The sequence below is a fragment of the Flavobacterium petrolei genome (assembly GCF_003314435.2).
In the GTDB taxonomy this organism is placed as follows: domain Bacteria; phylum Bacteroidota; class Bacteroidia; order Flavobacteriales; family Flavobacteriaceae; genus Flavobacterium; species Flavobacterium petrolei.
On the sequence record NZ_QNVY02000003.1, the window covers coordinates 219394 to 244976 of the forward strand.

Genomic DNA, 25583 nt, shown 5'->3' on the forward strand with positions numbered 1-25583 from the left:
AAATTACATTAAATGTAATTTTTTACTCTATTTCTATAATCTCACCTCTCTCGTTACTATTGTTACTTCCTATTAAAAAATTAGCGGTTTTAGGTAGAATTTTAAAGGTAATCCCTTTATTTCTTGACGATTCGAGAATTGCGATACATTCTTTAAAAGAAATGAATTCGTTATCTAAAATAATTTCCACTGCTTTTTTGTTTTTAACAGAAGACGAAATTACCATTTTTTCTGTTTTTAAATCGTGAAACCGAACTTTATTTTGCAAAACCAGATGCAGTTTTTCTACTAATTTTTCGTTAGCCGAATACAGCAGATATGCTTTTGGAACTGTTTTTATGATAGATTTTCCTTGAAACATTTTTACCAAAGAAAAAAATACAATTCCTGCTTTCATAAAAATCGAGAATAAAACGGATCCCGAACCATCGGGACTAAAATGCTTTTTGTAAAAGAAATTCATCGCTTCCTGAAAACGTTTCATATACATTTCATCCTTAATGGTACTTTCTCCTTTATAATGTATTATGGTCGTTTCATGAAAATAATAATTGGATTTTCCTTCTTTCAAAACCCGATACGACAAATCGACATCATCGGAATACATGAAACAATCTTCGTCAAATCCGCCAACTCCATGGTATAAATCTCTTCTCATGAACATAAAAGCGCCCACGAGAATGTCTACTTTTCCAGTTTCATTTTCACTTAAATGCTGCGCATAATATTTCCCGAATATTCTAAATTTAGGAACTAATTTATACAAACCCGTAACCTTTGTAAATGCGACCCATGGCGTTGGAACACCACGTTTGCTTTCTGGTAGAAAATTCCCGGCTCCATCAATGAGTTTACAACCCAAAATCCCAAAATCCGATTGTTTTTGGGCGAAAGCCAATACTTTTGTAAACGTATCTTCGGCAACAACGGTATCGGGATTCAGAATACAAATGTATTCGCCTTGAGCTTGAGCAACTCCTATATTATTACCTTTTGGAAAACCAAGATTTTCATTGTTTTGAATGAGTTTTACGTTTGGAAAACGTTGTTTCATCATTTCACAACTGTCGTCTTGCGAATTATTATCAATTACAATAATTTCTCCGTCAATGGTTTCTAAAGCATTTTGAACACTTAAAACACATTGCTCCAGAAAGAAACGGACATTATAATTGAGAATGATGACGGATAGTTGCATTCTTCAAAGATATATTTTAAGATGTAAAGACACAAAAACATATTTCCTTTTAGCGCCGATAAAGCCTATATCCTTTGAGAGGAACGAACAAAGATAAAGGCGTAAGCGGGAACGATACCTGTAAATAATCACAATCCCGACACTTCCAGACGCTCCAGATTCAGATTTTAATCGATAGAATCCATTACTTTTGAAAAACATTAACGCTTATATATATTTATTGCATTGAAAAAGATATTCTTATTAGTTCTCTTGTTTACCATTTGTACTTCGCATGCTCAAATTTCGGGTTGCACGGATCCGCTTTCTAAAAACTACAATTCTCTTGCAACTATTAATGACGGAAGCTGCGCCTATGTTTCGGTAAAAATAAGGCCAAAATATTCCATTAAGCTAAATGCGCTTTTAAAAGAAACGTCCAGCTTAATACATAGTGATTCGCTTTTATGGACTAGTAATGACAATACGGAAACGGTTCTTTATGGCATGAATACAAAAGGTGTCATTCAAAATAAAATGCAGCTTAAAAATGTCACCAATACCGACTGGGAGGAAATTTCGCAAGACAGCGACTTTATTTATATCGGTGATTTTGGGAACAATCTCACCGGAAACCGGAAAGATTTGCAGATTTTAAGAATTGAAAAAAAATCGCTTAACACAGAGAAACAAAAAATTGATACCCTTTCGTTTTCCTATTCCAATCAAAAGGATTTCAAAACCAACAAAGCGAATGCAACCAATTTTGATTGTGAGGCATTTATTGTTTCGGGGGAAAATATTTACTTGTTTACCAAACAATGGAAAGAGAGAAAAACCAGCGTATACCAGATTCCGAAGATTCCTGGCAAACATATTGCACAACTCAAAGAATCTTATGATGTGGATGGATTAGTAACCTCAGCAACGTTTCTACCCGAAAAAAAGCTACTCGTTTTGGCTGGCTACAGCAGATTTTTATCCCCTTTTGTGTATCTGTTTTACGATTACAATGGTTCGGATTTCTTTTCTGGGAATAAGAGAAAAATCAACATTTCCTTGCCTTTACATCAGGTAGAAGGCATCACTACCCAGGATGGACTTCACTATTATTTAACCAATGAAAATTTCTCCAGAAGACCACTTATTAATATCCCGCAACAGTTGCATCACTTTGATTTAAGTGCTTTTCTGGGCAATTATCTGAAACAATAATTGTTAATGAAACCTTAGATTCAACTAAACTATTGGCAAATCGGTATTTAATAGCTTACTTTTGCAAAAAATTTAGCCTTGTGAATTACCTTTCAGTAGAAAATATCTCGAAATCTTTTGGTGAACGTACGTTGTTTAAAGACATTTCGTTCGGAATTAATAAAGATCAAAAAATTGCCTTCATTGCCAAAAACGGTTCTGGAAAAACGACTATTATGAGTATCATCAATGGTTTGGAAGAATCAGATACTGGTCAAGTAGTCTTAAGAAAAGGCATAAAAATGGCGTTTCTTTCGCAAAACAATAATTTGCAGGAAGAATTAACGATTGAAGAAAGTATTTTCGCGTCGGATAATGAGACTTTGAAAGTGATTGAAGCCTACGAAAAAGCATTAGAAAATCCGGAAGATGAAGAAGCCTACCAAAAAGCTTTTGACGGAATGGATCAGCACAATGCTTGGGATTTTGAAACGCAGTACAAGCAAATTTTGTTCAAACTGAAGTTGGAAGATTTCAAACTGAAAGTAAAAAATCTTTCCGGTGGACAGAAAAAAAGATTGTCACTTGCTATCATTTTGATCAATCGTCCTGATTTATTGATTTTAGATGAACCTACGAATCACTTGGATTTAGAGATGATCGAATGGCTGGAAAGCTATTTTACCAAAGAAAATATTACGTTGTTTATGGTGACGCACGACCGTTTCTTTCTAGAGCGTGTTTGTAATGAAATCATCGAATTAGACAATGGAAAATTATACCAATACAAAGGAAATTACTCGTATTATTTAGAGAAAAAAGAAGAACGTATCGCATCTGAAAATTCAAGTGTGGATAAAGCGCAGAATCTTTTTGTAAAAGAATTGGAATGGATGCGTCGTCAGCCAAAAGCGAGAACAACCAAATCGAAATCGCGTCAAGATGATTTTTATGACATCAAGGAAAAAGCACAAAGTCGCCGTCGCGAAAATAAAGTAGAGCTTGAAATTAATATGGAACGCATGGGAAGCAAGATTATCGAGCTTCACAAAATCTCCAAAAAATTCAAGGATCATGTGATCATGGATAATTTCAGTTTTGACTTTCAACGTGGTGAACGCATTGGAATAATTGGAAAAAACGGAACAGGAAAATCGACTTTCTTGAATTTATTGACCGGAACTTTACCGCTTGATGGTGGAAAAGTAGTGATTGGTGAAACAATAAAAGTAGGTTATTACACCCAAAGCGGAATCAACCCAAAACCGGGTCAGCGTGTAATTGATGTAATTAAGGAATACGGAGAATTTATTCCGTTGATGAAAGGAAAATTGATTTCGGCTTCGCAATTGTTAGAGCGTTTCTTGTTTGATGCTAAAAAACAATATGATTTTGTGGACCGATTGAGTGGTGGAGAATTGAAACGTTTGTACTTGTGTACAGTTTTAATTCAGAATCCGAACTTCCTGATTCTGGATGAGCCGACGAATGATTTGGATATTGTAACACTGAATGTCCTAGAAAGCTTTCTTTTGGACTATCCTGGGTGTTTGGTAGTAGTTTCGCACGATAGGTATTTCATGGATAAAATTGTGGATCACTTATTCATTTTTAGAGGTGATGGTGTGGTGGAAGATTTCCCTGGAAACTATTCTGATTTCAGAGCTTACGAAGACAGTACTGATGTGGCTCAAAAAGAAGAAAACAAAGCCGAAAAGAAAGACTGGAAACAAAACAATCCAACTGGAAACCTGACGTTCAACGAACAAAAAGAATTCCAGAAAACAGAGAAAGAAATCAAGGATTTAGAGATTCAGAAAGTAGCTATCGAACAATTATTCTCAGATGGAAAAATTGGGGAAGCTGACATTGAAAAGAAAGCGAACGAATTGCGAAACATCATCAATAAAATTGAAGAGAAAGAGGAAAGATGGTTTGAGCTTTCTGCGAAGATAGAAGGATAGAATTAGCATTCAGTGTTCAGTTGCAGTTTGCAGCATTGAACATTAATACTATTCAGTTTATACACCCACAACAGAATTTTGATTTTGTTGTGGGTTTGTTTTATAAACTTATTACCTCTACCAGGGAATCGGGTTGTAATCTTTCAAAAACTTACCACACCAATGCTTTCCTGTATTGATTCCGTCAAACAACGGATCCATCACTCGTGCTGCACCATCTACAATATCTAATGGCGGCTGAAAATCTTCTTCTTCCTGTTTTCTTTTGGCTAATTCTGCCGGATCTTCGTCGGTTACCCAACCGGTATCGACCGCATTCATAAAAATCCCATCTTTTGCCAAGGTTCCAGAGGAAGTGTGTGTCAGCATATTCAACGCGGCTTTGGCCATATTGGTGTGCGGATGGCGATCTTCTTTAAAAAACCGATGAAACTTCCCTTCCATTGCTGATACATTGATGATGTGTTTTTTTCCGGTATTGTCTTTCTTCATCACTTCCGAAAGGCGGTTACACAACACAAAAGGTGCGACGGAATTCACCAACTGCACTTCAATCATTTCTGTGGTTTCTATTTGTCCCAATCGCAAGCGCCAACTGTTGGTTTTTCGTAAATCGACTTGTTGCAAATCGGCATCGAGTTCCCCTTCCGGGAAAACTTCATTCGCCACCAAAGCATTATCAAACGAATACGGAATCTGCGATAATTTGGCGGAAGCCCGCAACCCAATTCCAGGTTCTGGTCCGTGCCAAGTCACCGGCATATTTTGATTCGAGGAAGCGCCCGCTGTCAATACTTTTAATTCATCCAAACAATTGGTATGATCCAGCAATAATTCTTGCGCTTGTTTTGGCAAAGAAGCGATGGAACGCTCTTCATTTTCCATCAAATGCGTGTAAAACCCCGCAGGACGTCTCACGGTTTGCGCCGCATTATTAATTAAAATATCCAAACGCTCGTACTTTTGCTCTATGAAATTGCAAAAAATCTCTACACTGGGAATGTGTCGCAAATCCAATCCGTGAATTTTCAAACGATGTCCCCAATCCATAAAATCATCTTCCTTAGAAAAACGCAAAGCGGAATCCACCGGAAAACGAGTCGTTGCAATAACGGTTGCCCCACCACGCAATAGCATCAATGTAATGTGATAGCCAATTTTTAAGCGAGAACCTGTAATAACAGCAATTTGCCCATTGACATCTGCGGTTTGGAAACGTTTGGCATAATTAAAATCTCCACAAACCGTACACATCGTATCATAAAAATGGTGCATTTTAGTAAACTCAGTTTTACACACGTAACAGTTTCTGGGAGTTTCCAGTTCCAATTGTTCTTTGTTCACAAGATCATTGTACGCCAATAATTTTGGCGCCATAAAAATACTCGCTTCGCGCGCATGACGAATTCCTGTTTCCTTTCGGGCAGTTCGGTCGCGTTTTTCCATTTTGCGTTTAGCAGCCTCTTTTCCGTCTTTTTTTCTTCGGGAAAGTTCGTCACGGTCGGGTCTGGAAAACATTCCTGCCGCTTTGATTAAAGCCGTTCGTTGTTCTTTGGGAATATCAAATATTTGGTCGGTATCGGTATTCAATTGTGCCAAAATAGCGATGCATCGGTCAATTTCTTCCGAGCTTATCGCAGTTTTATGTTCTGTTTGTTCAATCATCATCGTAAAAAAGGGCTATTATTCTTGTGCAAATTCCAAGGGCGCAAATATAGCTTTTTTAAAGTCGGAAAGTTTCAAGGTAACACAGCCGAAAATCCAAGCGTGATGATGATCCTATTGCATTTTGACTTTCGGCTATTATCTTACTATCTTCGCGCCTACTTTGCAACTATCTTTATGTTATTCCAAATAAAATCATACTTACAATTCCTTTGGCACTCCAAAAACGAGCACGCAGTTCATTCTCCGTTTGTGTTTAGTTTACTGACGAAATGTTTCTACGACAAAAAATCAAAACCGGAATATGCTGTTTTAAGAAAGTACCGAAACTCGCTTTTAGCAAACTATAATACAATTGAAGTCACTGATTTTGGTGCGGGTTCTAAAGTGTTTAAATCGAATACCAGAAGTATCACTAAGATTGCAAAAATGGCAGGAATTTCCCCAAAACGTGCCGAATTATTATTCAGAATCACTCATTATTTTCAGCCAGACAGTATTTTAGAAATTGGAACTTCATTAGGATTAGCGACTGCTGCCCTTTCTTTAGGGTCCAAAAGCATCGGGAGTAAAGCTAAAATCACAACGCTGGAGGGTTGTCCCAACACAATGGCAATAGCAAAAAGTCAACTACAATTGTTCCAATTTGATAATGTACATCCAATCGTAACCGAATTCAGTAGTTTTCTGGATGACATCCAACTTCAAACTTTAAACTTCCAACTTGTTTATTTTGACGGCAATCACTCCAAGAAAGCAACGCTAGACTATTTCGAATTATTACTGCCTACGATTACTAACGAAACCGTTTGGATATTTGATGATATTCATTGGTCACCAGAAATGAAAGAAGTATGGCATATAATAAAAAAACATCCTAAAGTGACCGTAACTATTGATACGTTTCAATGGGGATTCGTATTTTTCAGAAGAGAGCAACCTAAAGAGCATTTTATAATTAGAATATAACGTAAAAAAAATGACAGCCATTGCTGACTGCCATTTTTAATATAGAATAACCAATTCTTTATTCTTTAGCTCTTTTCATTTCTCCTGATTTAGCTCCCATTCTGTTCAATGTATACATTGGTGCGAATTTTGTTTTTAAACCAGCAATTTTTCTGTTGTCTTCAGATGATAAACCTTCTTTTTCTACAGTATTTTTTCTACTGTCTAATGCTTCATACATCAATTTAATTTCATCCCAGTCTTCACGAGAATATTTATCTTTGTTATCTTCAACGGTATGAACAAATTGTTGGTATACATTATGAATATTAGCTGCATTTACCCAACTAAAGTTCATATCCTCGCCCATTTTTCCTTCACCAAATAAAGCATTTCTCATTTGTTGTTTTGTGTTTGGTGCAGTTGCAGCTACTTCTGCAGCAGCATTTTCAGCTTCAATCTTGGCTTTCAAAGCTTCGTATTTAGCTCTACTTGCATCAAGACGCGCTTGTGCTTCTGTATTGTCTTTCAGGTCCGCAATAGCTGCTTCAGCTTCACCACTTCTTAGTTGGTAAGATGCTTCTATTCCTTCCCAGTTTTCTCTAGCGTCTTCAGCTGTTACATTACCTAATGAATCTACGTACATTACGTAAGTATCCACTTTTTTCTCTGCTTGTGCTGCTTTTTCATCTTTACAAGATGTAAACCCAATAGCGATTACCGCTAATCCTAATGCTAATTTTGTATTTTTCATAATTTTGATTTGATTAATTATTACTAAACAAATGTAAATAACATTACACAATAATCAATATTTAACCAATAATTATATAACTTATTTAAATAATTGTGAAATAAAAAATATAAAAGTGTGAATTATACAAATTGAGATTAAAATTGTGTAAAAAAACAAATGCGTCTTTTATATATAAATAAATACAAATTTCGCGCTTACAAGAAGAACATTCTTAAAGCGTCAAAATTTCAATGTAGATAAAGTGTAACAAATTTAAAAAACGACTACTTATTAATAATTCAAAAGTTTTTGTACTTTTAAAATCTAATTTAATAGCTGCCTGCGCACAGTCGAAGGTCAAAAATCATATATTCTAATGGCAAACCCGCTAATCAAAATAACCAATATCAAACGAGATTTTGTACTTGGAAATGAAATCGTTTATGTTCTTAAAGGCATTGATTTAGAAATAAATAAAGGCGAATATGTAGCATTAATGGGACCTTCAGGATCTGGAAAATCAACTTTAATGAATTTATTAGGCTGCCTGGATACACCAACTTCCGGAAGTTACATTCTGAACGGAAAAGACGTCAGCCAGATGAAAGATGATGAATTAGCGGAAATTCGGAACAAAGAAATTGGATTCGTTTTCCAGACTTTCAACCTTTTACCCCGAACAACTGCGCTAGACAACGTGGCTTTACCCATGATTTATGCCGGTTTCTCAAAATCCGAAAGAAACAAACGCGCCACCGAAGTGCTGGAACAAGTAAATCTTGCCGATAGAATGGATCACCAGCCTAACCAACTTTCAGGAGGTCAACGCCAGCGTGTGGCTATTGCCCGCGCTTTGGTTAACAAACCGTCGATCATCCTTGCCGATGAACCAACCGGAAACTTGGACAGCAAAACTTCGCTTGAAATCATGAAACTTTTTGGAGACATCCACGCCAATGGAAACACTGTGATTCTGGTAACGCACGAGGAAGAAATTGCCGAATACGCGCACAGAGTAATCCGTCTGCGTGACGGACTGATTGAAAGCGACACTACAAAATAATTTTTTTTTCAGGAGCTTATTCCGGCTATCCGTTACAATCTTTTCTTACAAGCTTCCCGCCTACAAAAGGCTGAAAGTTTGTAAAAAAAGGATTTCCACTGTTATCCGGCCTAGGAAATCCAAATTACCATTGCGCTTATAATTCCAAAAAACACCTTTCCAAAAAATGAAAATCGCCATATTAACCTGCGAAAAACTTCCCGACCTAAATCCCGAAGACAAAAAAATAATTCCGGCATTAGCCGAACATAATATAGAAGCCACCGCGGCTATCTGGAGTGACAAAAGCATCAATTGGACTGATTTTGATTATTTAGTCTTTCGCAATACTTGGGACTATTTCGAGAAAGAAACCGAGTTTAAAATTTGGCTCGACCAAATAGAAAAACTGGGAATTAAAACGCTGAACCCTATTGAAATCATCAAGCAAAACATCCATAAGTTCTACTTGCGTGACATGGAGCAGCAAGGAATTACCATTTTGCCAACCGTTTTCATTGACAAAACAAACACTCTTAATCTGGCAGAACTGATTCCAGTACATTGGAAAAAAGCGGTTATAAAACCAGCATTTTCGGCAGGTTCCTATCTTACCGAAGTTTTTGAAAAATCCGAAATTCAAGCACTAAACGAAAAATATAAAAACATCGCGGCTGAGAAAGAGTTGCTTTTACAGGAATTTATGCCCGAAATTCAAACATTGGGAGAAACCTCTTTTATCTTTTTTAATAAAAAATTCTCGCACGCGGTCAATAAAAAACCCATTGATGGTGATTTCAGAGTACAATCACTTTTTGGAGGGAAATATACTTTGGTTCATCCAAGCACTGAAATGATTCAGAAAGCCCAAAAAGTAGTCGATACTTTTCAGGAAGAGCTTTTATACGCCCGTGTAGATGGAATTCTGATTGACAACGAACTTTATCTAATGGAAATTGAATGCATTGAACCCGATCTATATTTCAATTTGAGTGAAAACGCAATGCAGCGATTTGTTGCAGCAATAGTGGAATTAATAGCTTAATTTTATATACCTAAAACAGCATTGATTAACTTTTATGTTTGAATTCATGAGCAGTTAAACGAGTTTAATATCGTACTATTGAATGTATGCACTACCATTAGACATATAAGTCGTCTAAGCATTAAACCTTAAGTGAACTTATTAATATTTAAGTTACATAAGCTCAACTAAAATTAAACTTATATGACTTATATGGTAAAAAAATGCGACATTGTTTTATTCTTATTGCTTAGTTACATTTGCAGCTTGAATTCAATAATTATATTTTAGATTTATGATTTTATTCACAACAATAAATCTGCAATCTAAAATCGTTAATCAACAATCTAAAATCAAAATGAAAGTATATACAAAAACAGGAGACAAAGGAACAACGGCACTTTTTGGCGGAACCAGAGTCCCAAAAGACCATGCCCGCATAGAAAGTTACGGAACCGTTGACGAATTAAATTCTCATATTGGTTTGATTCGCGATCAGGAAATGAATGCACATTACAAAGAAATTCTTATCGAAATACAGGATCGTTTGTTTACTGTTGGCGCTATTTTAGCAACGCCGCCGGAAAAAGAAGTGATGAAAAACGGAGAACTTCGTTTAAAAAACCTAGGAATTATAGAATCAGACATTGAATTATTGGAAAATGAAATTGATGCTATGGAAGAAGCATTACCGCCAATGACTCATTTTGTACTTCCGGGCGGACATACTACCGTGTCATATTGTCATATTGCACGCTGTGTTTGTCGCAGAGCAGAGCGCTTAGCAGTACATTTAAACCATAATGAACCCGTTGCTGAAATCGCAATCAAGTACTTAAACCGACTTTCTGACTACCTTTTTGTGTTGGCACGAAAGTTGTCTCATGACTTGAAAGCTGCCGAAGTTCAATGGATTCCGAGGAAGTAGTTGGTAGTTTTCAGTCCCAGTTTTTAGTACGAAAACTTTAAACTTTAAACCTGAAACTTTAAACTAAATAAAACGTTCTTAACTTTAACTAAAAATAAATCATTTTTTACTTGTATTTTTCAGTAAAAAATTTATTTTTGCACAAAACTAAATCGACAACAGATGTATTGGACATTAGAATTAGCATCCTATTTAAGTGATGCCCCGTGGCCTGCTAACAAAGACGAACTTATTGACTACGCTATTAGAGCAGGAGCTCCATTAGAAGTAGTAGAAAACCTTCAATCTATCGAGGATGAAGGCGAGATATATGAATCAATGGAAGAAATATGGCCAGATTATCCTACGGACGAAGATTATCTTTGGAATGAGGATGAATATTAAAAGGTAAACCAATAAAAAAGTCTCAAAAGAGGCTTTTTTTTGGTTTAAATTTACAGAATTACACAATTAGAAATAAAAAAATATCATGAGTTTCATAAACAGTATTATTAAAGTCTTTGTTGGCGATAAGTCACAAAAAGATGTCAAAGCTTTACAACCTTATCTCAACAAAATAAAAACTTTCGAGGAACCACTCAAGGCATTATCACATGATGAACTTAGAGGGAGAACGAACTTTTTTAAAGACACAATAAAACAAGCTCGTTCAGAAAAAGATGCGAAAATCGCAGCACTGAAACAAGAGGTGGAAAGCATTGTAGATATTGATCAAAGAGAAGATATTTACGTAGCCATTGACGCTCTTGAAAAAGAGGCCTACGATATCTCCGAAAAAACATTAATGGAAATTCTTCCGGAAGCTTTTGCAGTGGTAAAAGAAACAGCAAGACGTTTCAAAGACAACACGCAAATAGTAGTAACGGCAACTCCAAAAGACCGTGAATTATCCGCAACAAAAAGCTACATTACTTTAGATGGTGATACTGCCATCTGGGCGAATTCATGGAGTGCCGCAGGGAAACAAATTACTTGGGACATGATTCACTATGACGTACAATTAATTGGCGGAATGGTTTTACATGAAGGAAAAGTAGCTGAAATGCAAACAGGTGAAGGAAAAACTTTAGTGGCAACTTTACCGCTTTACTTAAATGCATTGACTGGAAACGGTGTGCATTTGGTAACTGTAAATGATTATTTGGCAAAAAGGGATAGTACCTGGAAAGCACCTTTATTCGAATTTCACGGGATGACTGTGGAATGTATTGACAATTACCAACCAAGTTCAGAAGGAAGAAAAAAAGCATACGACGCCGATATCACTTACGGAACCAATAATGAATTTGGTTTTGATTATTTGAGAGATAATATGGCGCATTCGCCTGCCGATTTAGTACAAAGAAAACACAATTATGCTATTGTCGATGAGGTCGATTCTGTATTAATTGATGACGCCAGAACTCCATTGATTATTTCAGGTCCGGTTCCACAAGGAGATCGTCATGAATTCATGGAAATGAAACCAAAAATTGAAAACTTAGTAAGTTTACAACGTCAATTAGCAAACGGTTTCTTATCTGAAGCTAAAAAGTTAATTAAAGAAGGAAAAACTAAAGAAGGTGGTTTCCAATTGTTAAGAGCTTACAGAGCGTTACCAAAAAACAAAGCATTAATTAAATTTTTGAGTGAAGAAGGAATCAAACAATTGCTTCAGAAAACCGAAAATCAATACATGCAGGATAACAAAAGAGAAATGCACAAGATTGATGAGGCATTGTATTTTGTTATTGAAGAAAAAAACAATCAAGTTGAATTGTCAGATAATGGAATTCAATATCTTTCCGGAGATACTGATGCTGACTTTTTTGTACTTCCAGACATTGGAACTGAAATCGCCGCTATCGAAAAGAAAAAATTAGATAAAGACACTGAAGCTGAAGAAAAAGAAAAATTATTTCAGGATTTCGGTGTAAAAAGCGAGCGTATTCACACTTTGACGCAACTTTTGAAAGCCTACGCTTTATTCGAAAAAGATGTTGAATATGTAATCATGGATAACAAAATCATGATTGTAGATGAGCAAACCGGTCGTATCATGGACGGTCGTCGTTATTCTGACGGATTGCACCAAGCGATTGAAGCCAAAGAAAATGTAAAAATCGAAGCTGCCACTCAAACCTTTGCCACCGTTACATTACAGAATTATTTCAGAATGTACAACAAACTGGGAGGAATGACTGGAACAGCCTCTACGGAAGCAGGCGAGTTATGGCAAATATATAAATTAGACGTTGTAGAAATTCCTACGAACAGAGGAATGGCCAGATTAGACAAAGAGGATTTTATTTATAAAACGACTCGTGAAAAATTCAATGCCGTAATCGAAGACGTAACTGAATTATCTAAAGCAGGAAGACCAGTTCTTATTGGTACCACTTCTGTAGAGATTTCAGAATTATTAAGCCGAATGTTGAAAATGAGAGGCGTTGCACACAATGTCTTGAATGCAAAAATGCACAAACAAGAAGCACAAATTGTTGAAGAAGCCGGAAAACCTGGAGTGGTAACTATTGCAACCAACATGGCTGGTCGTGGTACCGATATTAAATTATCTGCCGAAGTGAAAGCTGCTGGTGGATTAGCAATTGTAGGAACGGAACGTCATGATTCGCGTCGTGTAGACCGACAGTTACGTGGTCGTGCAGGACGTCAAGGTGATCCTGGAAGTTCTCAGTTTTATGTTTCTCTTGAAGACAACCTAATGCGTTTGTTTGGTTCTGAAAGAGTGGCTAAAGTGATGGACAGAATGGGATTGCAGGAAGGCGAAGTGATTCAGCATTCTATGATGACTAAATCGATCGAACGTGCTCAGAAAAAAGTAGAAGAAAACAACTTTGGAGTTCGTAAGCGTTTATTGGAATATGATGATGTTATGAATGCACAACGTGAAGTAGTGTACAAACGTCGTCGTCATGCTTTGTTTGGAGAGCGATTGAAATTGGATATTGCCAACATGCTTTATGACACCTGCGAACTTATCATTGGAGAAAACAAAGCGACTAACAATTTCAAAAACTTTGAGTTTGAATTGATTCGTTATTTCTCTATCACATCGCCGGTTACCGAAAGTGAGTTCATGAAGTTGAGCGAAATGGAGTTAACAGGAAAAGTGTATAAAGCAACATTAGACTATTATACAGAGAAAACGGAAAGAAGCGCCAGAGAAGCTTTCCCAATCATAAAAAGTGTTTACGAAGATAAAAACAATCAATTTGAGCGCATCGTTGTTCCGTTTACAGATGGAATAAAATCGTTGAATGTGGTTACTGATTTGAAAACTGCTTACGAATCGCAAGGTGCACAATTAGTGGCTGATTTCGAGAAAAACATCACTTTAGCAATTGTAGATGAAGCTTGGAAAAAACACTTGCGTAAAATGGACGAATTGAAACAATCCGTTCAACTTGCCGTTCACGAACAAAAAGATCCATTACTTATTTACAAACTGGAAGCCTTCAACTTGTTTAGAGCCATGATTGACAATGTAAATAAAGAAGTGATTTCATTCTTGTTCAAAGGGGATTTACCGGCTCAGGAAAACCAACAAATTCAAGAAGCAAAAGAAGTTGCTCCGGTAGAAGATTACACGACTTCAAAAGATGAAATCGTAAGTAGCGAAGCTGCAAACCGTGAGGCTGGAGAAACGCAACAACGTCAAGTTACCGAAACTATCGTGAGAGATATGCCAAAAATCAATCGTAATGATAACGTAACGATTCAAAACGTGGCTAACGGACAAATACAAGAAATGAAATACAAAAAAGCCGAAAGCCTAATCGCTTCAGGACAATGGGTTATCGTGAACTAATAACCGTTTCAATTCCTTACTATTACATTCCCCAATTACGAAAGTAGTTGGGGAATTTTTTTGTGCCTTATTTTCAGAAGCTATTCCCGCCTTACGCTGCAAGCTATTTGGTTTCAAACCCTTTTTCTAGCCGCTCGCAGGAGCTTCTTTTAGTCGCTCTGCCACCACCAGAAAAAAGTGATTTTCAACCGGCATAGGCTTTCCACTGCTATCGGGGCTAGGGATTTTGCGGTAAACAACTCTGTTTACGGTTTCCCGTAAAAATCCTGAAAGCAAAGAATATATCTTTGAAAATAAATGAAGTACTATTTTATTTTATAAGTATTTTCAGCGATTTATTTATATATTTGAAAATAAATGAAAGATGACTTTTATTAGGTCTATCTTCCCAATTATATAGGTATAACACCGATAGTGTCATACCTATAAACAAGTTAGTAGCAAACCTACATCAAAAAGAAAGAAAATATTTACGTTTAAATTATATATATTTGATGTCTAATCAGAAAAATGATGAATTCAATAGAAAAGTCTAATGGTTTGCAGTTTCACTATTATTTTAAAGATAGTAGTCATTCGATAAATTCACTCTTAAGAAATGAATGCGAAAAAGAATTACTCTATATTTTTAAGGAAATATCGGAAACACTTGGACTTCAGCTTGAATTAGAAACCTTACCTGCGGAAGAAGGCGGATTTAAAGAAACCTGGAAGTTTCTTGGAAAAAATTCTGCTCAAATAAGTTTGGTAGTTGCAATTGCAGCAATAGTGATATCTCGATTCCCAATAGAAAATAAAGAGTTAACTTCACTTCAAATTGAAAATTTGAAATTAGATAATGAATTAAAAAGAAAAGAACTTGAAAAATTGAATCTCGAATTCTTGCAAGATGATGAAGAAATTAGCCAAGAAACTCTTATTGATTCAGTGGAAATTGTAAATAAGAATTATAAAGTTTCTTGGCGTAAATCAAATCTATATAAGAAATTAAATAATTATCAAAAAGTAGAATACATTGACGTTTTACGACTGCAGGATGAAAAGCCAGTCGGTACACCACGAAAAGTACACAAAAATGAATTTTCTAAATTCATTTTACGATCTGATGAACTTCCAAAACTTGAATTAGAAAATGTTAAAATCGATGTTATATCTCCTGCTATAAAGCGAGGTAAATTTAGATGGAAAGGTTTTTATGACAATAGTATTATAAACTTCCTTATGAATGATTATGATTTCAGCAATAAAGTTATAAATGGACAAATACACTTTTCAAATCGATACTCAATTGAAGTCGAAATGGATCAAGAAAGAAAAATTAATCAAGATGGTAATATAATAGTTACTAATTCGACTGTATCTAAAGTTAACGCATCTATTGAAGGAGAAACAAGAATTGAATACTAATTTGCTAAAAATCAGGACACTAACAGTCATTTTGAGCTAGCTGGAATTTATTGGAATTAACGTTTTGCATCAAGATTTCGTTAAACTGAAAACTTAGCGTTTACGAATTTACGGACATCACAAAGTGGGAAAACGTTAGTGGCAAATTCTGAAAACTAAGCGGACAAATTAGGAACTTTAAAATAATATTTTATGATAATCGTCGGAGTAATTTTAGTAGCGATTTTTATATTTATCTTTTTCTACATTAGAGATAAAAAATTATTAGAAACTGTTACGAAATCTCATCGAGGTACTAAAACTGAAAGAAAATTAGTTTTAAAACTTTTAAAAGCAGGATTTCCGGCACAAACTATTTTTCACGATTTATATCTTAAGAATAGAAACGAAAACTATTCTCAAATTGATTTGGTTCTTGCCACAAAAGTTGGAATAATTGTATTTGAAGTTAAAAAATATAGCGGATGGATTTTTGGAACTGGAAATCAGAATAAATGGACACAAGTTTTAGCTTACGGAAAAGACAAGTATTACTTTTATAATCCAATTCTTCAAAATAAAAAACATGTTGAAAATCTTAAAACAACGCTTACTGATTTTCAAAATATTCAATTTTTTTCAGTCGTAGTATTTTTTGGAGATTGCAAGTTTAGAGATGTTAGTTTTATTCCAAAAAATACTTTTTTAACGAAATCCCCGAGAGTAATGGATGTTGTGAAAAAGATTATCAAAGATAATGAACCTGCAAATTACAAAAGTAAGCGTGATGTTGTAAATATTTTATCGGCAGCAGTCGAGAATGGTAATAGCCATAAAATTACTGAAAAACATATTAAAAATATAAAAGACATGTTAGGTGAAGAACGGATTTTTCAATAAATATAGATTCCCCTGCTCCGCAAAGTATCCCTGAAAACACATAATTTTTCCCTAAATGCTGCGCAAATGTCTCTGACTTTGCGCAATTTTTATAAATGGAGATTGTAGCAAAAACGTCATAAAGTGGCTAACTTTCCAAGGTGTTTTTAGTAAAAAGAACCCCCGCATTCATTACAAATGGATCCTGTATCTTGTTTGAGTTATTTATGAAAAATAAGAAAAAGCAACTTTTTTTTGTAAGCAAAATCTATTATATTTACATGCAACGTTAGAACACTATTAACATTACCAAAAAAAACCATTATGAAAGAATACAAAGTAGAAAGTTTAATTTATTACTCTAAATTGACTTTAGATTCAAAGCACATTGCTAATAACTCTAAAAAAGAAATTCAGCAAAAACTAGATGAATATGCCGCAGAAGGATATAGGTTCACTACATCAACATCAACAAATTTTGGTTCTGCCATTTATATTCATTTGTATTTTGAAAAAGATATTTAATCAAAGTCAGAGAAAAATAATCCCCGCTTCGCAAAACACTTTTGAGAACACATAATTTTTTCCTAAATGCTGCGCAAATGTTTCTGACTTTGCGCAGTTTTAAGAATCTGTGTCCATAGCGAAACGCACTTAATGAAAAGAAAACACTAAATCCCCTTGCAATACAAAAGATCGTGTCCCTAAAAGTTTAAACTACTGCAAACTATTACACACAATAAAGGAGGTAGAACAGCAAATAGCCTCACCTCCTTTATTACGGTACTAAAAAAATACTTTTAAGTAATTTTATAAGAATTCCGTTTTTCGAGTCTCCTACATTTTTACCAATCGTTTTGCAATTAACAAAAGATCCTTTTCATTTATTTCCGGTGGATTTGCCAGAGTGAATAACTGTTGTCCAGGCCTACTCACAAATGCCGTTTGCCAGCCAGCCCAATTAGCCCCAGCAACATCCCAACCATGAGCTGCAATAAGCATACAGTCCTTAGATTCAAATCCCATTTTTCTTGCAGCCCAATTGTAAGCATCATAATGTGGTTTGAATTTACCCACGTCTTCAACACTTAATCGATCATCAAACAAATCATATATACCCGCATTTTTCAATTGGGATTCAACTGCTTTATTGGATGAATTGGTGAAGGAAACTAACGTATACCCCTCTTTTTTCAATAATATCAACGCTTCTTTTACTTCAGGATGCGCTGGTAAAGATAAGATTGGTTTAATTGCTTCGCCAGCTTGCTCATCAGTTATGACAACACCATTATTAAGGCCGACCATCTTAAGCGCTGCTCCTCCTATTTTGCCAAAATCATGATATTGATTTCCTACTGTGGTTACTAATGAATACTGCAACATTGTTGTAAACCAAAGCGATACTAAATCCGGTCTACCTCCTAAAGCATTTCCTATACTTTTTTTCATCGCATTCAGGTCTAATAACGTTTCATTAACATCAAAGAATAAGACCTTTGGACGCTGATATTTTTGCTCTTCCTTTACCCCGATTGAACTCCCTTTTGCAGTAAAAACAAGACTCGGAGCCACAATTCCTAATCCACCCAAAGCTATCGCCTTATTAATAAAATTCCGTCTGCTTTTTTTAAATTCTTTCATTCTTATTTATTTAAATTATATTTTAAAAACATACCTAATAGTATGTTTTTGATTAAAAAAATTATCTTAAAAGATCTATATAGCGCTCTACTGCTAAAAGATAATCCTCTAAAACAACATCATTATTGTACAATTTTCGAATTCCTCTAACGCCTTCAAATGCACTGATTAAAAAAACTGCGACAGAAGAAGTATTTACCTCACTAGCAATCAAGTTATTTGTCTTTGCTTTTTCTAATAGCTGAATTAGTGCCAATTTCCATTCTTCAATAATTTTTTTTAATGCCAATTGATACGCTACTTCACTATCCGAAATTTCATTGATGAGATTATTAATTGGACAACCAGATTGTTTCTCTTCAATTGAAAAATTTTTAATTCGCTCGCAAAAAACAGTTTTCAAAATCGAAAATGGATCTCCTACTTCTAGCAAAGGAAGAATCATATTGTCATAAACTCTACTCTGAATCCTATCACTTATAACCGCAAGACCTAACTCTTTTTTATCTTTAAAATGATGGTAAAAAGCGCCTTTCGTAAGTTTTGTCTCTTTCATCACCTTATCAACACTAATAGCGTGAAAGCCATTTTTATAAAACAATACAAATGCTTTATCGATAATTAATTGTCTGGTCAACTCCGATTTAATTTCTTGTTTCATACTACAAATTTACTAAAACATTACAATTGGTATGTTATTATCTAAAATAAATAACATTACTATAACATTATAAAAAACTATTTCACGTTTTCAGCAAAATACCGTTCTTCAATTCGCTTGATGTCTTTTATGGAATTTTTGGCCCAAGCCAAACGCTTTTCTAAGATTTCATTTTCGGACAAATGCCAATCAATGTTTGAATTGCGCAATCGATTCGTCAAGTTTTGAATAATGATTGCCGCGGAAACGGAGATATTCAGACTTTCAGTGAAACCTACCATCGGGATTTTAAGAAAACCATCGGCACGTTTCAAAATTTCTTCTGATAATCCGTCTCTTTCTGTTCCAAAAAACAAAGCACTGGGTTTTGAGATATCAAAATCTTCCATCAAACAATCATTCTCATGTGGCGTGGTAGCAATGATTTGGTAGCCTTTACTTTTTAACGTATCCAGACAATTCGTAATACTATCGAAGGTATTGATGTCGACCCATTTTTGGGCACCCATCGCAATTTCCTTATCGATACTTTTTCCGTAGCGTTGCTCGATTACGTTCAATTCCTGAATTCCAAAAATCTCGCAGCTGCGCATTACTGCACTCGTATTGTGCATTTGAAAAATATCTTCGACAGCAATCGTAAAATGCTTTGTTCTGTTTTCCAATACTTTCTGAAATTTTTCTTTTCGGTTATCAGTCAGTATATTTTCAAGAAAGGCGAGATACTCTAAATCAATCATTGGGGATTATTTTTTTGCAAAAATAGTAAAAAAGACTAGCTTTATAAGCTAAGAGCATATCCTATAAAAATAAACATATAAGACACATAAGTAATTGAATCGATATATTGTCTTATTTTAAAATATCAAAACCTCAATGATGACTAAAGTTGCTCTAAAAACTTATACGCCATTATTTCAAGCACATTGCTTAAGTTCATATAAACCTATTTTATTTACTTATTTGAACTTATATGACTTATATGTTTATTTTTTTCACAATGCTTTAAAATAAATTTTATGTTCTAAGAAACTTAAACCCTTAAAAAAATTCCATTAAATGAAAAAGAAATTAGTAGTCTTAACTGGAGCAGGAATCAGTGCCGAAAGTGGAATCAAAACTTTTCGTGACAGTGACGGACTTTGGGAAGGTCATAACGTCAATGATGTCGCCACGCCAGAAGGCTGGCATAAAAACCCCGCTTTGGTGCTGGATTTTTATAATCAAAGGCGAAAACAACTCAAAGAAGTAACACCTAATTTGGGTCATCAGATTCTGGCTGAATTAGAGAATGAATTTGAGGTGTATATAATTACTCAAAACGTAGATGACTTACACGAACGCGCTGGTAGCACTAATGTGTTGCATTTGCATGGCGAATTATTAAAAGTGAGAAGCACGAAAAATCCAAATTACATTCTGGATTGGCAGGACGATTTAAATTTTGGCGATTTCGATGACTCTAAAAATCAATTACGCCCGCATATTGTTTGGTTTGGCGAGGAAGTTCCTGCGCTTGATGAAGCCATAACACTTACTCAAAGTGCGGATTATTTTGCGGTGATTGGGACATCCTTACAGGTGTATCCTGCGGCAGGATTAATCGATTTTACGAGTCGGGAAACACCTATTTTTTATATTGATCCAAAGCCGATAAAAATCCCAAATCTAAGAAATCCATTAGAAGTCATTCCTGAAGTGGCTTCAAAAGGTGTTGCTTTTATGAAAGAAAAATTGCTCAATCAATTGCAATGACAATGGCAAAAAATCAATTATAATTGCAATAAAAATATAAACTTATACTCCATAACTTATAACTTATAACTATTTTTGTGCCTTTCGAACAAACAACTATACAATGACTACTTTAAACGAATTGAATGCTATATCGCCAATCGACGGAAGATATAGAAACAAGACTATTTCTCTGGCTCCATTTTTCTCTGAAGAAGCCTTAATCAAATACCGCGTATTGGTTGAAATTGAATATTTCATTGCTTTGTGCGAAGTGCCTTTGCCACAACTTACAACCGTAAACCCCGATGTATTTGAAAGTTTACGCAACATTTATAAAAACTTCTCAACTGAAGATGCGCTTTGGATCAAAGAGACCGAAAAAGTAACCAACCATGATGTAAAAGCGGTGGAATACTTCATCAAAGATGCTTTTGAAAAACTAGGCTTATCCCAATATAAAGAGTTTATCCACTTTGGATTGACATCTCAAGATATTAATAACACGGCGATTCCGCTTTCGACAAAAGAAGCTTTCGAGAAAGTATACATGCCTTCATTGATTACTTTGACTTCAAAATTGAAAGATTTAAGTATCGAATGGGCGGCTATTCCAATGCTTGCGCGTACGCATGGACAACCTGCTTCTCCAACGCGTTTGGGTAAAGAAATTGGTGTTTTTGTAGAGCGTCTAGAAGAGCAAATGCGTTTGTTGTTTAATGTTCCCTTTGCGGCTAAATTTGGTGGTGCAACCGGAAATTACAACGCGCATCACGTGGCGTATCCACAAATTGACTGGAGAAAATTCGGAGGAAAATTTGTAGAGGAAAACCTTGGTTTACACCACTCCTTCCCTACTACACAAATTGAACATTACGATCATTTCGCTGCATTTTTTGATGCATTAAAAAGAATAAATACCATCATCATTGATTTAGACCGAGATATTTGGACGTACGTTTCAATGGAATATTTCAAACAAAAAATCAAAGCGGGAGAAATAGGATCTTCGGCAATGCCACACAAAGTAAACCCTATTGATTTTGAAAACTCAGAAGGAAATTTAGGAATTGCCAATGCAATTTTTGAACATCTTTCGGCTAAATTACCTTTGTCAAGATTACAACGTGATTTAACAGATAGTACGGTTTTGAGAAATATTGGTGTACCAATGGGACATACGTTAATTGCTTTTGAAGCTACTTTGAAAGGATTGAACAAATTGTTATTGAACGAACCAAAATTTCACGAAGATTTAGAAAAAAACTGGGCCGTTGTTGCTGAAGCAATTCAAACCATTTTACGTCGTGAAGGATATCCTAATCCGTATGAAGCGTTGAAAGGATTGACCAGAACCAATGAAGCGATTGATAAAAACGCAATTCATGGTTTTATTGCAACCCTAGATGTTTCGGATGCAATCAAAGCGGAATTGATGCAAATCACTCCAAGCAATTTCTTAGGAATATAGTTTAACAAAATTATTTGATTTTATAAAATCCCGTTGAAAAGGAACACTAAATTCTTTTCAACGGGATTTTTGTTGCTAAAAAAATCATAAAAAGCTGTTTTAAGCATTAATTATACTTTCAAAATTAAAGTTTTTTTATATCTTACCAACATACACAAAACCTTAAAAAACAAATATACGCCTATGGATGCCGCAGAAACAGTAGCAAACGCCTCACACCATTTACAACCTTTAATCAGTGATTTAGGATTAATCCTAATGACCGCCGCGGTGGCCGTTTTGTTATTTAAAAAAATCAAACAACCTTTAGTTCTCGGTTATTTAATAGCTGGATTTTTGGCTGGAAACCATTTTGATTTTTTCCCTTCCATAAAAGACATTAAAAGCGTAGAAGTTTGGGCAGAAATTGGAGTAATCTTTTTATTGTTCAGTTTAGGACTGGAATTCAGTTTTAAAAAACTGATGAAAGTGGGCGGAACAGCATCAATTACCGCTATAACCCAAATTCTTGCAATGGTTTCCATCGGTTATTTAGTAGGTCAATGGATTGGCTGGAAACCTATGGACAGCATATTTTTAGGAGTAATCCTTTCTATTTCTTCTACTACTATTATCCTGAAAACCTTTGACGAACTCGGAGTAAAAACCCAAAAATTTGCTGGAATCGTTATTGGCTCGCTTATTGTCCAGGATTTAGTTGCCATTTTAATGATGGTTTTACTATCAACAATTGCTGTGAGCCAACAGTTTTCAGGAAGTGAATTGTTATTATCTGTTCTAAAATTGATCTTTTTCTTGACGATATGGTTTGTAGGTGGTATCTTTTTTATCCCAACATTACTTAAAAAAGCAAAGAATCTTTTGACGGACGAAATGCTGCTAATCATTTCACTTGCTTTGTGTTTGATGATGGTTATTTTAGCAGCCAATGTCGGTTTTTCTCCTGCTTTAGGCGCATTCATCATGGGTTCTATCATTGCCGAAACGACTCAGGCAGAACATATTGAACATTTAGTTAAACCCGTAAAAGATCTTTTTGGAGCTGTTTTTTTCGTCTCGGTTGGTATGTTGATTAACCCTGATACCTTATACGAATATGCTTTACCTGTCGCTATTTTGACTTTTGTGGTGATTTTGGGACAATCCATCAGTTCTACGATTGGTGCTTTACTTTCAGGACAGCCACTGAAACAATCGGTGCAAACCGGAATGAGTTTATCGCAAATTGGGGAATTCTCTTTTATCATTGCTACTCTAGGAATGACGTTGAATGTAACGAGTGATTTCCTATATCCTATTGTAGTAGCAGTATCAGCAGTAACAACTTTTACCACGCCTTTTATGGTGAAATTCTCCACTCCGTTTTCTGAATATCTCGAGAAAAAATTACCTCGAAAATGGATTAAAAAAATTGAACGCTACAGTGCCAATGCGCAATCTATAAAATTGGTTAGCAACTGGCAGATAGTCGTTCGCGCTTTTCTGACACAAGTAATTATTCATTCTGTCATTATAGTGGCTGTTATTTTACTTTCGTCTAAATTCATTTTACCTTTAGTAAAAGACTCACAATTTGGAAATATATTCGCTGCATTAATTACATTAGTGATAATATCTCCTTTTTTATGGGCACTTTCTTTACGACGCGTTGCTGTAAAAGAAGTGGCCATTTTAAGAGAGGAACGTAAATACCGTGGTCCCATTTTGATGATGATTTTGTTGCGAATGGTGTTGACTCTTTTCTATATTGGATTTTTATTGAATATCTTTTTCTCTCCAATAATTGCATTTATAGCTTTGATAGCAGCGGTTGTTATCTATTTTGTTTTTCCAAAAAAACTAAACGCGCAATACCATAAAATAGAAGACCACTTTCTAAAAAATCTTAATGCCCGAGAAATCAAAAAAGCCATTAGAAGCCGAAGCGATTTAACACCGTGGGACGGTCACATGACCACTTTTGATATTGCTCCAACATCCAATATTGCTGGAAAAACTTTAGAAGAGTTGCGTATTCGGGAGCAACTAGGTATTAATATCGCCTTTATCAAACGTGGAGAAATCATGATTAATATCCCTAATAAAAGCGAACGTTTATTTCCTGGGGATGAAATTTGCGTCATTGGAACAGACAACCAAGTCAAGGAATTTAAATCATATTTGCATCAAAATGAAATAGAAATCCCGGAAAAAGTTGTTGATACCGATATCATCTTAAAACAATTAGAACTTAAGGAAGAAGAATTTATTGGTAAAAATATCCGCGACTCATTATTACGAGAAAAAACAAATGGTTTGATTGTGGGAATTGAAAGAAGTGGAAAACGAATCTTGAATCCAGAGTCCAATATGATTTTAGAAAAAAATGATATTCTTTGGGTCGTAGGAAGTAAAAAATTACTAACCACGTTTTTCAAAAATTAGACACTAAATAAAGTTTCTAAAATTATAATTATAATTCCATTTTGATGGAATAATTGCTTACCAAATATCTTTATAATTAAATCCTGTCAGAATAAAAGTTACGATTTTGTTTTGAGAGGATTTTTTGTTTTTTAACAATAAAAATAAAAAATAGCTTCTGAAAAAATTATAGCATTACAATTAACCAATATTTTATATCTTTCAGTATGTTTTTAAATTCCATACAATTCTAAAAATCAAATAGATAATACGCATTAACTCAAAAAAGAAACAGCAAAAATAATTTTCATGTCAAAAAATAAAATCTTAATCTTATTTTCCCATCCGCTTTTTGAGAAATCACAAGCGAATAAAGCCTTAGTGGAAAATATTCCCATTTCAGAAAACATAACTTTTCATGATTTATATGAGGAATACCCGGATTTTGATATTGATGTAAAAAGGGAACAAACATTGTTGAGTCAGCATAATATTATTATCTGGCATCATCCCATGTACTGGTACAGCTGTCCGCCGTTGATGAAACAATGGATTGACATGGTACTGGAACACAACTGGGCTTATGGTAAAAAAGGTACTGCATTACAGGATAAAATTATTTTTCAGGTAATTACAACTGGTGGTGACAAAGAAAATTATTGCGAAACAGGCAGTGACAGATACACTGTTCTAGAATTATTAGAACCGTTTAACCAAACAGCAAAAGTGTGTAATATGAAGTATTTACCGCCTTTTGTGGTACATGGTACACACAACATGACTAAGGAGGATTATGAAAAAAACGGATTGGTTTACGGTTATTTTCTGGACTATTTAGAAAATAATGATTTAGATACGGATGAAATTTTGCAATACCATTATTTGAACGAGTGGTTTGCTACAATACTAACATAAG

At 35.0% G+C, this 25583-nt stretch carries 21 protein-coding genes; 15 read left to right on the plus strand and 6 right to left on the minus strand.

Translation table 11 applies throughout. The features are described from left to right. Nucleotides 1–22: 22 nt before the first annotated feature. Complete coding sequence (locus DR871_RS10415; protein ID WP_113666232.1) at nt 23–1198, minus strand: glycosyltransferase family 2 protein; 1176 nt, start codon at nt 1196–1198, stop codon at nt 23–25. A gap of 225 nt (nt 1199–1423) precedes the next feature. Between DR871_RS10415 and DR871_RS10420 the strand changes: the two genes are divergently transcribed. Both DR871_RS10420 and DR871_RS10425 read left to right on the plus strand, forming a co-directional pair. Continuing rightward, on the plus strand, nt 1424–2392 hold the full coding sequence (locus DR871_RS10420) for a T9SS C-terminal target domain-containing protein (protein ID WP_242497100.1): 969 nt from the start codon (nt 1424–1426) through the stop codon (nt 2390–2392). 80 nt (nt 2393–2472) lie between these two features. Beyond that, on the plus strand, nt 2473–4335 hold the full coding sequence (locus DR871_RS10425) for an ABC-F family ATP-binding cassette domain-containing protein (protein ID WP_113666233.1): 1863 nt from the start codon (nt 2473–2475) through the stop codon (nt 4333–4335). Between the two features lie 117 nt (nt 4336–4452). On the opposite strand, the gene DR871_RS10430 is transcribed toward DR871_RS10425, so the two are convergent. After that, nucleotides 4453–6000: an SDR family NAD(P)-dependent oxidoreductase gene (locus DR871_RS10430; protein WP_394345636.1), complete on the minus strand. Its 1548-nt coding sequence runs from the start codon at nt 5998–6000 to the stop codon at nt 4453–4455. 177 nt (nt 6001–6177) lie between these two features. On the opposite strand from DR871_RS10430, the gene DR871_RS10435 reads away from it, so the two are divergent. After that, nucleotides 6178–6969 (plus strand): O-methyltransferase, encoded by a 792-nt coding sequence (locus DR871_RS10435; RefSeq protein WP_113666235.1) that lies wholly within the window; start codon nt 6178–6180, stop codon nt 6967–6969. A gap of 58 nt (nt 6970–7027) precedes the next feature. Here the strand turns inward: DR871_RS10435 and DR871_RS10440 are convergent, their stop codons facing one another. Further along, nucleotides 7028–7702 carry a DUF6565 domain-containing protein gene (locus tag DR871_RS10440; protein WP_113666236.1) on the minus strand — a complete coding sequence of 225 codons (675 nt, stop codon included), beginning with the start codon at nt 7700–7702 and terminating at the stop codon, nt 7028–7030. A gap of 358 nt (nt 7703–8060) precedes the next feature. Between DR871_RS10440 and DR871_RS10445 the strand changes: the two genes are divergently transcribed. From DR871_RS10445 to DR871_RS10480, 8 genes are all read left to right on the plus strand, one after another. Next, on the plus strand, nt 8061–8747 hold the full coding sequence (locus DR871_RS10445; RefSeq protein ID WP_113666237.1) for an ABC transporter ATP-binding protein: 687 nt from the start codon (nt 8061–8063) through the stop codon (nt 8745–8747). Between the two features lie 166 nt (nt 8748–8913). After that, nucleotides 8914–9771 (plus strand): ATP-grasp domain-containing protein, encoded by an 858-nt coding sequence (locus DR871_RS10450; protein WP_113666238.1) that lies wholly within the window; start codon nt 8914–8916, stop codon nt 9769–9771. A 337-nt stretch (nt 9772–10108) separates the two neighbouring features. Next, nucleotides 10109–10678 carry a cob(I)yrinic acid a,c-diamide adenosyltransferase gene (locus tag DR871_RS10455; RefSeq protein ID WP_113666490.1) on the plus strand — a complete coding sequence of 190 codons (570 nt, stop codon included), beginning with the start codon at nt 10109–10111 and terminating at the stop codon, nt 10676–10678. Between the two features lie 162 nt (nt 10679–10840). Further along, nucleotides 10841–11062, plus strand: coding sequence for a DUF2795 domain-containing protein (locus DR871_RS10460; protein ID WP_007138072.1), 222 nt, complete (start codon nt 10841–10843; stop codon nt 11060–11062). A gap of 85 nt (nt 11063–11147) precedes the next feature. Continuing rightward, nucleotides 11148–14489 carry a preprotein translocase subunit SecA gene (gene secA / locus DR871_RS10465; protein ID WP_113666239.1) on the plus strand — a complete coding sequence of 1114 codons (3342 nt, stop codon included), beginning with the start codon at nt 11148–11150 and terminating at the stop codon, nt 14487–14489. A gap of 510 nt (nt 14490–14999) precedes the next feature. Beyond that, nucleotides 15000–15896: a hypothetical protein gene (locus DR871_RS10470; protein WP_129752540.1), complete on the plus strand. Its 897-nt coding sequence runs from the start codon at nt 15000–15002 to the stop codon at nt 15894–15896. Between the two features lie 192 nt (nt 15897–16088). Next, the gene (locus DR871_RS10475; protein WP_113666241.1) at nt 16089–16775 is read left to right on the plus strand and encodes a nuclease-related domain-containing protein; all 687 of its coding nucleotides are present in this window, start codon (nt 16089–16091) and stop codon (nt 16773–16775) included. 303 nt (nt 16776–17078) lie between these two features. After that, a complete protein-coding gene (locus tag DR871_RS10480) occupies nt 17079–17279 on the plus strand; it encodes a DUF4177 domain-containing protein (protein WP_113666242.1) in 201 nt (66 codons plus the stop codon). Nucleotides 17280–17591: 312 nt separating this feature from the next. Here DR871_RS10480 and DR871_RS10485 read toward each other — a convergent pair whose 3' ends face one another. From DR871_RS10485 to DR871_RS10495, 3 genes are all read right to left on the minus strand, one after another. Further along, a complete protein-coding gene (locus tag DR871_RS10485; protein WP_113666243.1) occupies nt 17592–18398 on the minus strand; it encodes a haloacid dehalogenase type II in 807 nt (268 codons plus the stop codon). Between the two features lie 61 nt (nt 18399–18459). Next, complete coding sequence (locus tag DR871_RS10490) at nt 18460–19059, minus strand: TetR/AcrR family transcriptional regulator (protein ID WP_113666244.1); 600 nt, start codon at nt 19057–19059, stop codon at nt 18460–18462. Nucleotides 19060–19136: 77 nt separating this feature from the next. After that, nucleotides 19137–19799: a TrmH family RNA methyltransferase gene (locus DR871_RS10495; protein ID WP_113666245.1), complete on the minus strand. Its 663-nt coding sequence runs from the start codon at nt 19797–19799 to the stop codon at nt 19137–19139. Nucleotides 19800–20118: 319 nt separating this feature from the next. On the opposite strand from DR871_RS10495, the gene DR871_RS10500 reads away from it, so the two are divergent. From DR871_RS10500 to DR871_RS10515, 4 genes are all read left to right on the plus strand, one after another. Further along, complete coding sequence (locus tag DR871_RS10500) at nt 20119–20814, plus strand: SIR2 family NAD-dependent protein deacylase (RefSeq protein WP_113666246.1); 696 nt, start codon at nt 20119–20121, stop codon at nt 20812–20814. 103 nt (nt 20815–20917) lie between these two features. Beyond that, nucleotides 20918–22264, plus strand: coding sequence for an adenylosuccinate lyase (gene purB / locus DR871_RS10505; RefSeq protein WP_113666247.1), 1347 nt, complete (start codon nt 20918–20920; stop codon nt 22262–22264). A gap of 183 nt (nt 22265–22447) precedes the next feature. Next, nucleotides 22448–24688, plus strand: coding sequence for a cation:proton antiporter (locus tag DR871_RS10510; RefSeq protein WP_113666248.1), 2241 nt, complete (start codon nt 22448–22450; stop codon nt 24686–24688). 288 nt (nt 24689–24976) lie between these two features. Next, nucleotides 24977–25582 (plus strand): NAD(P)H-dependent oxidoreductase, encoded by a 606-nt coding sequence (locus tag DR871_RS10515; RefSeq protein WP_113666249.1) that lies wholly within the window; start codon nt 24977–24979, stop codon nt 25580–25582. Nucleotide 25583 lies beyond the last annotated feature (1 nt).

What these genes read in the sequence shown, in the direction of transcription:
- DR871_RS10415 (WP_113666232.1), bottom strand. Translation starts at nt 1,198, where the DNA reads ATGCAACTATCCGTCATCATTCTCAATTATAATGTCCGTTTCTTTCTG.
- DR871_RS10430 (WP_394345636.1), bottom strand. Translation starts at nt 6,000, where the DNA reads ATGATTGAACAAACAGAACATAAAACTGCGATAAGCTCGGAAGAAATT.
- DR871_RS10435 (WP_113666235.1), top strand. Translation starts at nt 6,178, where the DNA reads ATGTTATTCCAAATAAAATCATACTTACAATTCCTTTGGCACTCCAAA.
- DR871_RS10440 (WP_113666236.1), bottom strand. Translation starts at nt 7,702, where the DNA reads ATGAAAAATACAAAATTAGCATTAGGATTAGCGGTAATCGCTATTGGG.
- DR871_RS10445 (WP_113666237.1), top strand. Translation starts at nt 8,061, where the DNA reads ATGGCAAACCCGCTAATCAAAATAACCAATATCAAACGAGATTTTGTA.
- DR871_RS10450 (WP_113666238.1), top strand. Translation starts at nt 8,914, where the DNA reads ATGAAAATCGCCATATTAACCTGCGAAAAACTTCCCGACCTAAATCCC.
- DR871_RS10455 (WP_113666490.1), top strand. Translation starts at nt 10,109, where the DNA reads ATGAAAGTATATACAAAAACAGGAGACAAAGGAACAACGGCACTTTTT.
- DR871_RS10460 (WP_007138072.1), top strand. Translation starts at nt 10,841, where the DNA reads ATGTATTGGACATTAGAATTAGCATCCTATTTAAGTGATGCCCCGTGG.
- secA (WP_113666239.1), top strand. Translation starts at nt 11,148, where the DNA reads ATGAGTTTCATAAACAGTATTATTAAAGTCTTTGTTGGCGATAAGTCA.
- DR871_RS10470 (WP_129752540.1), top strand. Translation starts at nt 15,000, where the DNA reads ATGATGAATTCAATAGAAAAGTCTAATGGTTTGCAGTTTCACTATTAT.
- DR871_RS10475 (WP_113666241.1), top strand. Translation starts at nt 16,089, where the DNA reads ATGATAATCGTCGGAGTAATTTTAGTAGCGATTTTTATATTTATCTTT.
- DR871_RS10480 (WP_113666242.1), top strand. Translation starts at nt 17,079, where the DNA reads ATGAAAGAATACAAAGTAGAAAGTTTAATTTATTACTCTAAATTGACT.
- DR871_RS10485 (WP_113666243.1), bottom strand. Translation starts at nt 18,398, where the DNA reads ATGAAAGAATTTAAAAAAAGCAGACGGAATTTTATTAATAAGGCGATA.
- DR871_RS10490 (WP_113666244.1), bottom strand. Translation starts at nt 19,059, where the DNA reads ATGAAACAAGAAATTAAATCGGAGTTGACCAGACAATTAATTATCGAT.
- DR871_RS10495 (WP_113666245.1), bottom strand. Translation starts at nt 19,799, where the DNA reads ATGATTGATTTAGAGTATCTCGCCTTTCTTGAAAATATACTGACTGAT.
- DR871_RS10500 (WP_113666246.1), top strand. Translation starts at nt 20,119, where the DNA reads ATGAAAAAGAAATTAGTAGTCTTAACTGGAGCAGGAATCAGTGCCGAA.
- purB (WP_113666247.1), top strand. Translation starts at nt 20,918, where the DNA reads ATGACTACTTTAAACGAATTGAATGCTATATCGCCAATCGACGGAAGA.
- DR871_RS10510 (WP_113666248.1), top strand. Translation starts at nt 22,448, where the DNA reads ATGGATGCCGCAGAAACAGTAGCAAACGCCTCACACCATTTACAACCT.
- DR871_RS10515 (WP_113666249.1), top strand. Translation starts at nt 24,977, where the DNA reads ATGTCAAAAAATAAAATCTTAATCTTATTTTCCCATCCGCTTTTTGAG.